The organism is Deferrivibrio sp. (assembly GCF_055117995.1).
In genome coordinates this window covers 1-7392 of record NZ_JBSQOT010000062.1, presented here as the reverse complement: position 1 = coordinate 7392, position 7392 = coordinate 1, and the positions used below count along the sequence as shown (strand labels likewise).

At 31.7% G+C, this 7392-nt stretch carries 9 protein-coding genes; 6 read left to right on the top strand and 3 right to left on the bottom strand.

The annotated features are described in order from the left end of the window. Positions 1-1213: polyphosphate kinase 1 (ppk1, locus tag ACTCAF_RS10520; protein ID WP_463063236.1), on the top strand; the 1213-nt coding region annotated here is incomplete at its 5' end. On the opposite strand, the gene ACTCAF_RS10515 is transcribed toward ppk1, so the two are convergent. Then, complete coding sequence (locus ACTCAF_RS10515; protein ID WP_463063235.1) at positions 1210-1377, bottom strand: hypothetical protein; 168 nt, start codon at positions 1375-1377, stop codon at positions 1210-1212. The genes ppk1 and ACTCAF_RS10515 overlap by 4 nt on opposite strands. Positions 1378-1494: 117 nt before the next feature. On the opposite strand from ACTCAF_RS10515, the gene ACTCAF_RS10510 reads away from it, so the two are divergent. The 5 genes from ACTCAF_RS10510 to ACTCAF_RS10490 all read left to right on the top strand — a co-directional run bounded on the left by ACTCAF_RS10510 (position 1495) and on the right by ACTCAF_RS10490 (position 6186). Next, positions 1495-2427, top strand: a complete 933-nt coding sequence (locus tag ACTCAF_RS10510) for an AAA family ATPase (RefSeq protein ID WP_463063234.1) — start codon at positions 1495-1497, stop codon at positions 2425-2427. A gap of 13 nt (positions 2428-2440) precedes the next feature. Then, complete coding sequence (locus ACTCAF_RS10505; RefSeq protein ID WP_463063233.1) at positions 2441-3319, top strand: DUF58 domain-containing protein; 879 nt, start codon at positions 2441-2443, stop codon at positions 3317-3319. Continuing rightward, the gene (locus ACTCAF_RS10500; protein WP_463063232.1) at positions 3303-5189 is read left to right on the top strand and encodes a transglutaminase TgpA family protein; all 1887 of its coding nucleotides are present in this window, start codon (positions 3303-3305) and stop codon (positions 5187-5189) included. The genes ACTCAF_RS10505 and ACTCAF_RS10500 overlap by 17 nt, the downstream gene beginning before the upstream one ends. A gap of 234 nt (positions 5190-5423) precedes the next feature. Then, entirely contained in the window at positions 5424-5585 is a 162-nt protein-coding gene (locus ACTCAF_RS10495) for an SDR family NAD(P)-dependent oxidoreductase (RefSeq protein WP_463063238.1), read from the top strand. 43 nt (positions 5586-5628) lie between these two features. Continuing rightward, the gene (locus tag ACTCAF_RS10490; protein ID WP_463063237.1) at positions 5629-6186 is read left to right on the top strand and encodes a 3-hydroxybutyrate dehydrogenase; all 558 of its coding nucleotides are present in this window, start codon (positions 5629-5631) and stop codon (positions 6184-6186) included. Positions 6187-6218: 32 nt separating this feature from the next. On the opposite strand, the gene ACTCAF_RS10485 is transcribed toward ACTCAF_RS10490, so the two are convergent. Together ACTCAF_RS10485 and ACTCAF_RS10480 are read right to left on the bottom strand one after the other, a co-directional pair. Next, on the bottom strand, positions 6219-6581 hold the full coding sequence (locus ACTCAF_RS10485; protein ID WP_463063231.1) for a hypothetical protein: 363 nt from the start codon (positions 6579-6581) through the stop codon (positions 6219-6221). A 140-nt stretch (positions 6582-6721) separates the two neighbouring features. Then, positions 6722-7213: a SprT family zinc-dependent metalloprotease gene (locus ACTCAF_RS10480; RefSeq protein ID WP_463063230.1), complete on the bottom strand. Its 492-nt coding sequence runs from the start codon at positions 7211-7213 to the stop codon at positions 6722-6724. Positions 7214-7392 lie beyond the last annotated feature (179 nt).

Here is a 7392-nt window from a genome sequence, read left to right as displayed (position 1 = left end):
AAAATGGACAAAGGTGCTTAAAAATTATCTGGATTTTGAAGATATCGATATTTTTGAGAAAAAGTCAATAATAGACTCGACTGTCTTATTTCATCTACAAAGTGAAAAAAAAGAACACTATTACAAGCCATTCAGGCAGTATTTGCCTGCATATGACGAAAAGAGTATATTTGAAAGATTAAGAAAGAAACCTCTGTTGATGTACCGGCCTTATAATGATTTTGACTTTATTGCAAACTTTGTAATGCAGGCTGCACAAAGTAAAGAAACGCTTGCCATAAAAATTACAATTTACAGGGTAAATTTTGATTCAAAAATTGTTGATGCACTTATTTTTGCAGCAAAAAAAGGGGTATCAGTGTCAGCAATTGTAGAGCTTAAAGCAAGGTTTGACGAGGAAAACAATGTTGAACTTGCAAAAAAACTGGAAGATGCAGGCTGTATTGTGATTTATGGATATCCAAGATATAAAGTGCATGCCAAGCTTTTATTGGTAGTAAGAAGGGAAGAAAAAGGGATTAAAGGGTACGCGCATATATCAACTGGTAATTACAATGAAAAAACTTCAAAAATCTATACTGATGTTGATTATTTGACATCAGAAGATGATATTGTAGATGATGTTAAAGATATTTTTAATTTCATGATGGGCTATTCAGAATTTTCTGCAAAAAAAAGGGTGTTTTTGGCGCCATATGAAATCAAAAACAAAATAATCAAACTTATTGAAAATGAAATAGAGAATGCAAAAGCGGGCAACAAGGCACATATCATAATTAAAGTAAATTCTCTTATCGACAGGATGTTGATTGATAAAATCTATGAAGCATCAATTGCAGGGGTAAAGATTGAGCTTATTGTAAGGGGGATTTGCGGCATTTATCCGGGTGTCAAAGGTCTCAGCGAAAATATAAAGGTTATTAGTATAGTCGGTCGGTTTTTGGAGCATCCCAGAATTTTTTACTTTTTTGCTGGTGGCAAAGAGGATATTTATATTTCTTCTGCAGATTTTATGGAAAGAAATATGGATAGAAGAATAGAGGCAATGACTAAAATTACTGATGAAAAATGTAAGCAAAAACTTAAAAATATTTTGAAAAATAATTTAAACGACACGATAAATGGATATATTCTACAAAAAGACAAGTATAAAAAAATCAAGTCTTCCAGGAAGTTTGACTCACAGGATTTTTACGTAAAAAATATATTCTAATCCTTTATTTTATAGGATTTACACACATAATCTTCTTTTTTTGCTGCCCTGCCACATTTTTTGCAAATAAATTTTGCAGGTTTTATCATATCCGCATATTCTTCAAGACTCTTTTTATCCATATCTTTCTTGAAAATTTCACATAGTGTTTTGTCTTTACTCATAACTTCCTCCAGTTTTTTAAAATTATTCTATGTTAGCATTTGTCAATGAAATTTTTTGTTTTCAAATGACAAATTATGACTAACTTGTGTTAAAATAATAAAAACAAAGGGGGCAACATGGATAAATACCTAAAAGTTATTGATAAAATACAAACCTTTTTTAAAAAATATCTTCATGGTAAAGATAAGGCGATAAATCTTGCCATGTTGACATTTTTCAGTAGGGGGCATCTTTTAATTGAGGATAGCCCTGGACTTGGGAAAACTACACTTGCTATTGCAATAGCAAAATCGATGGGGGTTAATTTTGGAAGGATACAGTGCACAAATGATCTTTTGCCTACAGATATAACCGGCCTTAATATTTTTAACAAAGAGAAAGGGGAATTTGAATTTAAGCAGGGCCCAATATTTAATAATATCCTGCTGGTGGATGAAATAAACCGTGCTACTCCAAAGACCCAGAGTGCTCTACTTGAAGCAATGGGGGAGAAGCAGGTAACCGTTGAAGGTAAAACTTATAAGCTAAACAAACCTTTTTTTGTGATAGCTACACAAAATTCATCCGAATCGTACGGAACATTTCCGCTTCCTGAATCCCAGCTTGACAGATTTGTTATGAAGATAAGTCTTGGTTACCCTTCTAAAGAGGATGAACTGGAAATTTTAAAGGGTGGCAGTTCAAGGGGGAAAATAAATGATTCAAATCCTGTGGTGGATAAATCTGAAGTTCTTGAGACCATTGATTATATAAATAGAAATGTAAAGGTGTCAGATAAAATTTTAAACTATTTGCTTGAAATTGTTGGTAAAACAAGGGAAAATGACATGATATTGTCTGGACTTTCCACAAGAGCTGCTCTTTCTATTGTTAATGTGGCAAAATCTTCTGCATTTTTCAGTTCAAGGGATTATGTAATTCCTGAGGATATTTTGAATTACTATCCATATACGATGCCTCACAGACTGTTATTTAAAGAACGCTTGTCAAATACTGACAAAATAGTGGCATTAAAGGAGCTTATACGGTCGGTAAAGTTACCATATTAATGGGGAGATAGTTTTGTCATCCATAAAATTCACAAAAGCAGGCTGGTTATATATTGTTCTTACCATACTTATGGGATTTTCAGCAATCAACACCAACAATAACCTTGTGTTTATTACAGTATCCTTGATGCTTGCTGTTATGGGGATTTCAGGTTTTTTTGGAAAATCCAACCTGGACGGTTTGGTTTTTTCGGTTTTTTCCAGAGATGAAATATATGCTGGCAGAAAAACTGAGTTGATTGTAAATATTAAAAACAATAAAAAGATTGCATTTTCAGCTCTTATCAAATTCAATATTTTAGACCAAAGTGGTAAAATTCTTTTTCTAAAACCATCTGATTCTCTAAGTGTAAAATTAATGTTTAATTTTGATGAAAGAGGGGTAAAGCGTATTGGCAGGATAACTGTATCGTCTGTTTACCCTTTCAATTTTTTTGTAAGGAGTAAAGTTTATAACGTGGCTGTTACACTTGTTATTTTCCCTCAAATAATTGATATTTATTCGTTTAATTTTTTACAATCACATAAAAGTTTAGAAATTTCAGAAAAAGTAAGCACCGGTCTTGGTCAGGAAGAGCTGAGCAATATCAGAAAATATTTTAATGACCCCCTAAATAAGATATTCTGGAAGCATTTTGCAAAGAGTGAAAAATTATACACCAAAGAGTTTGCCGGTGAAACAGAAATCACTTTTTATGTAGTTTTTGAGGATATTCTTAAAAGTAGTGATGTTGAAATGGCTGTAAAAATAGCTGCCTCTATCATCTTTATGGCAAATAGAGAAAGAAAACCATTAATTTTTGTGATGGAAGAAAAAAGATATAATATTCTTGATATTTATGACAAAAGAGAAAGTTTAAAAAAACTTGCTTTATATGGTAAAAATAATTGATCTGATAAATTATTTAATACTTGCACTCGTTTTTGTGGCTCTTTTAAGCGTAATTAAATATGTGCATTTTGTTTTCAGTGTTTTGCTCATTGTTATACTTGGTATTTTCATCTTTAATGAAAAAAAGAAGATTTTGAGATTAAACAGGAAAGTTATAACAATCTTTGCATATGTTTTATCGATATTTATTTTTATAAACTCAAATCTAAACAGTCTGATATTAACCCTATCGCATATCCTTATCATTTTTATCTCGGTTAAGTTGTTGGAAGAAAAAGGTTATAGAGACTATATGCAAATTGTAGTGTTGTGTGTTTTTTTGATAACGATATCAGGTCTTTTTGATTTAAGTATGATTTTTCTTTTCTATATTCTATTAGCAGTTTTTATAATAAACATTCTGGTAGTTTTGATTACTGTTGAAGATTTTGAAAAAGACTCATTCTTGTCAGCTAAAAATATAAAAACATTTATAATTAAAAGCTCTTTGATACCACTTTTGGCGCTTCCTGTTTCAATAGTTATTTTTGTTATCCTGCCAAGGACAAGTTATCCGCTTTTTGGAAATATCGGTCTTAATACTGTTGCAAGTTCAGGTTTTAGCTCTAAAGTTAGCCTCGGTGATGTAAATTCAATTCAGGAGGACAATAGAATTGCATTCAGGGTAGTAATGAAAAAAGTAGATTATCCGCTTTATTTTAGAGGGGTTGTTTTTGATAAGTTTGAAGGCAGTGTATGGAAGTCTGAAGAAAATGGACTTCAACCTGCTGATGCCAAATTTGACGGGGAAATGATAGAGTATGAAATGTATCTTGAACCACATTTTGAAAAATATCTTATAACTGTAGACTACCCCTATACGTTAAATATGGATAAAAGAGTTTTTATTAATGGAAAGCTTGAGGCAAAAGTAAAAAGAAATATTGATAAAAAGGTAAGGTACGCAGGGATTTCATATTATTCAGACAGGATTAAAATAAAAGATTTGAATCTTGAAAAATATTTGGATACGTCTCAAATACCAAATAAAATACGAGAGTTAGCTTTGAGATTTATGGAATCTTCTCCGGTGAAATCTGCTGAAAATATTGAGAAATACCTGAAGTCAAATTATCAGTATTCATTAGCCGGGTTATCTACAGAAAACGAACCAGTTGAAGATTTTTTATTTAAAACGAAAAAAGGTAATTGTGAATATTTTGCATCTGCTATGGCTTTACTTCTAAGGGTAAATAATATTCCTGCAAGGCTGGTTGGTGGTTTTAAGGGCGGTTTTTATAATGAGAGGGGCGGGTATTATGCTGTTGCAAACAAAAATGCGCATGTTTGGGTTGAGGCTTATATTGATGGAGCGTGGACAAGATTTGACCCTACACCTGCGGCAATAGAAAATTTTACAAATTCAAGATTTTTGCCAGTTGGTTTAAAAATCAGATTGTATTTTGATTATATATCATATTACTGGACGAAGTTTGTTATAAATTACGATTTTCAGAAGCAGCTTGCGCTGTATAAAAATATTACATTAAAATTCAAAAATCTGGATTTTAAGACTTCAGGAAAGCTTTTTTTAAAGCTATTAGGTGTTGTTATCGTTATTTTTTTTGTTGTCACGTACCTCAAAAGAAAAGAAGATGTAAATGAGGGGGATTATTATGTCAGACGATTTTATAAATTGTTAAAAAAGAAAAATATTCGGGTAGATGAAAAAATGACACTTATGGAAAATGTTGATAATATTGATAAAAAAGAACTAAAGAGTTTTGCAGAAATGTTTGTTGGTGAATTTTACAGGATGAAATTTAAAGAGAATAAGTTAGACAATAAACGGCTAAATGAAATTATCAAGCAGTGCAAAAAAATTAATTAAGTCACTAATTTTTGTGGGTATTAAGTTTATGGATATTAAACAAATTATAATAATTTTGATTTTTAGTAAGCTTATTTTTAATTTGCTTATATGCTATTTTATCTTTTTCGTCCTTGATTGGATAGTAGTATTGTGTTTTTGTGTTAAATATATTGTCAGCAATCATTTTGGGTTTGCAATAGCAAAAATATAAAAATATAACAATATAGTTTCATTCATGTATAGGAGGAAAAAATAGCAAAAGTAGCTATAGTTACTGGTGGTGCAAGTGGAATAGGGTTAAGTATAGCAAAAACTCTTTCAAAAAATGGGTATAAGGTAGCGATATCAGATATTAATGAGGAAACAAGGAAACAGGATCGAAAGTTGCTGCAGAGCTGGACGCATTTTTTGTGAAAACAGATTTGTCAAAAATGGGTGAATGTAAGGTATTGGTTGAATCGGTTGCGCTCTTTTTGGCCAAATAGACATCCTTGTCAATAATGCGGGAGTACAGCATGTCAGCACTATTGAGAATTACGATGAAAAAAAGTGGAATTTTATTATATCCCTTATGCTTACAGCACCGTTTTTGCTCACTAAATATGTTTGGCCTTATATGAAAGATAAAAGATGGGGGAGAATAATAAATATAAGCTCAGTCCACGGATTAAGGGCATCTGAATTTAAATCAGCATATGTATCAGCCAAAAATGGCCTTATGGGACTAACAAAAGTGGCTGCTCTTGAAGGTGCAAATCTTGGTATTACGGTAAATGCTATTTGTCCAGGCTATGTAAGGACTCCACTTGTTGACAATCAAATTGATGATCAGGCAAAAACACATAATATATCAAGGGAAGAAGTTCTTGAAAAAGTTATACTAAAAAAACAGGCTATCAAAAAGATGATTGAGCCGGATGAAATCGGTGAAGCGGTTTTATATCTGTGTTCTGATGCAGCAAAGTCCGTGACCGGCACATCTTTGACAATTGACTGTGGTTGGACTGCGCAATAGTTTAAATTTTAAGGGCAGCAAGTGCTGCCCTTTTATTGTGTGGCAAGCCAGTCTTTTGCTTCTTTGACCGTGTTAAAAAGTTTTAAATTGTTTCTACCTGTAAATTTCATAACTAATTGATAAACTATTTTCTTTATACCAAAAACACCTACAACAGCTCCAGCTTTTACGTAGGGTTTGTTTTCAGCTGCAAACTCTTTAATAGCCTTGTTCGTGCGGTCATTTGATTCAGTATTTGTAACATCAACGAGTGTTAACAAAACATCTTTTTTTAATTTACGCACAACACTTCTGGAGTGCTCAAGGGTTTCTATGAATTCCTGCTCATTGCATCCTGAAAAATCGAAAAAAATAATCATTTTGTCATTATGTTTCCAGAAGTTAATCCTTTCCATATTCTCTCCAAATTGTGTTTTATTTGTGTTATATATTGAACATTCATTCATTTGTCAAGAAAAATTTATGAGTTATAACATGTAGTTATTTTATTCTTAAGTAAAATTATGTAATTTTTTGTGAAAAAGTCTGAATAAATTTATTCTGGTTTTAATTCAGCTTTGCATTTTTTGCAAAAGTATTTTGCCTTTTTGTTTATGATTTTATTATGTCTTATTGATGTAATAAAATGTATTTTACATTTACACGAATAACGAAAGGTTTTAAGAGATTTAGCGGGGGTAACAGGTAGATTATGTGTGGCTTTTGGATTTTTTAGTCCAAGTCTATATGCAATTTTTTTCCATAATCTGCCGTGAGGTTTTGCTTTTTTATCAATGTGGTAGGCAATAAAGTGTGCTATTTCATGAATAAGAACTTCATTTATTACTTTATCTGGGCAAATATGGCACAACTCTTTGTTTATGTAAATTTCGTTTGTTTCAGGATTAAAAATACCTGCTCTAAGTCCTTTCAGGTCAAAGCCTATTTTTATAGGGCAAAGGCTTATATTAAATTCTTTTTTGCTTACGCTGTTAAGAAAAGATAGTTTCTTGTTTAAAATGTCAATAAAGTCAGAGTCAACAGTCATTTTATAAAATTAATTATATGCTTAAAAGGGGCATGAGCCCCTTTTTATATAAAAGAAATGATTTTGTCACCAAACTCTGTTGTGTTGACCTTTACGGTGCCTTTGTCTTCAAAATAGATATCACCTGTCCTGTAGCCGGATTCAAGGGTTTTTGCAACTGCATTTTCTATATCTTTTGC

Excerpts from the sequence above, each read along its gene's own strand:
- ACTCAF_RS10515 (WP_463063235.1), bottom strand. The coding sequence starts at position 1,377 with ATGAGTAAAGACAAAACACTATGTGAAATTTTCAAGAAAGATATGGAT.
- ACTCAF_RS10480 (WP_463063230.1), bottom strand. The coding sequence starts at position 7,213 with ATGACTGTTGACTCTGACTTTATTGACATTTTAAACAAGAAACTATCT.
- ACTCAF_RS10485 (WP_463063231.1), bottom strand. The coding sequence starts at position 6,581 with ATGGAAAGGATTAACTTCTGGAAACATAATGACAAAATGATTATTTTT.
- ACTCAF_RS10510 (WP_463063234.1), top strand. The coding sequence starts at position 1,495 with ATGGATAAATACCTAAAAGTTATTGATAAAATACAAACCTTTTTTAAA.
- ACTCAF_RS10500 (WP_463063232.1), top strand. The coding sequence starts at position 3,303 with ATGGTAAAAATAATTGATCTGATAAATTATTTAATACTTGCACTCGTT.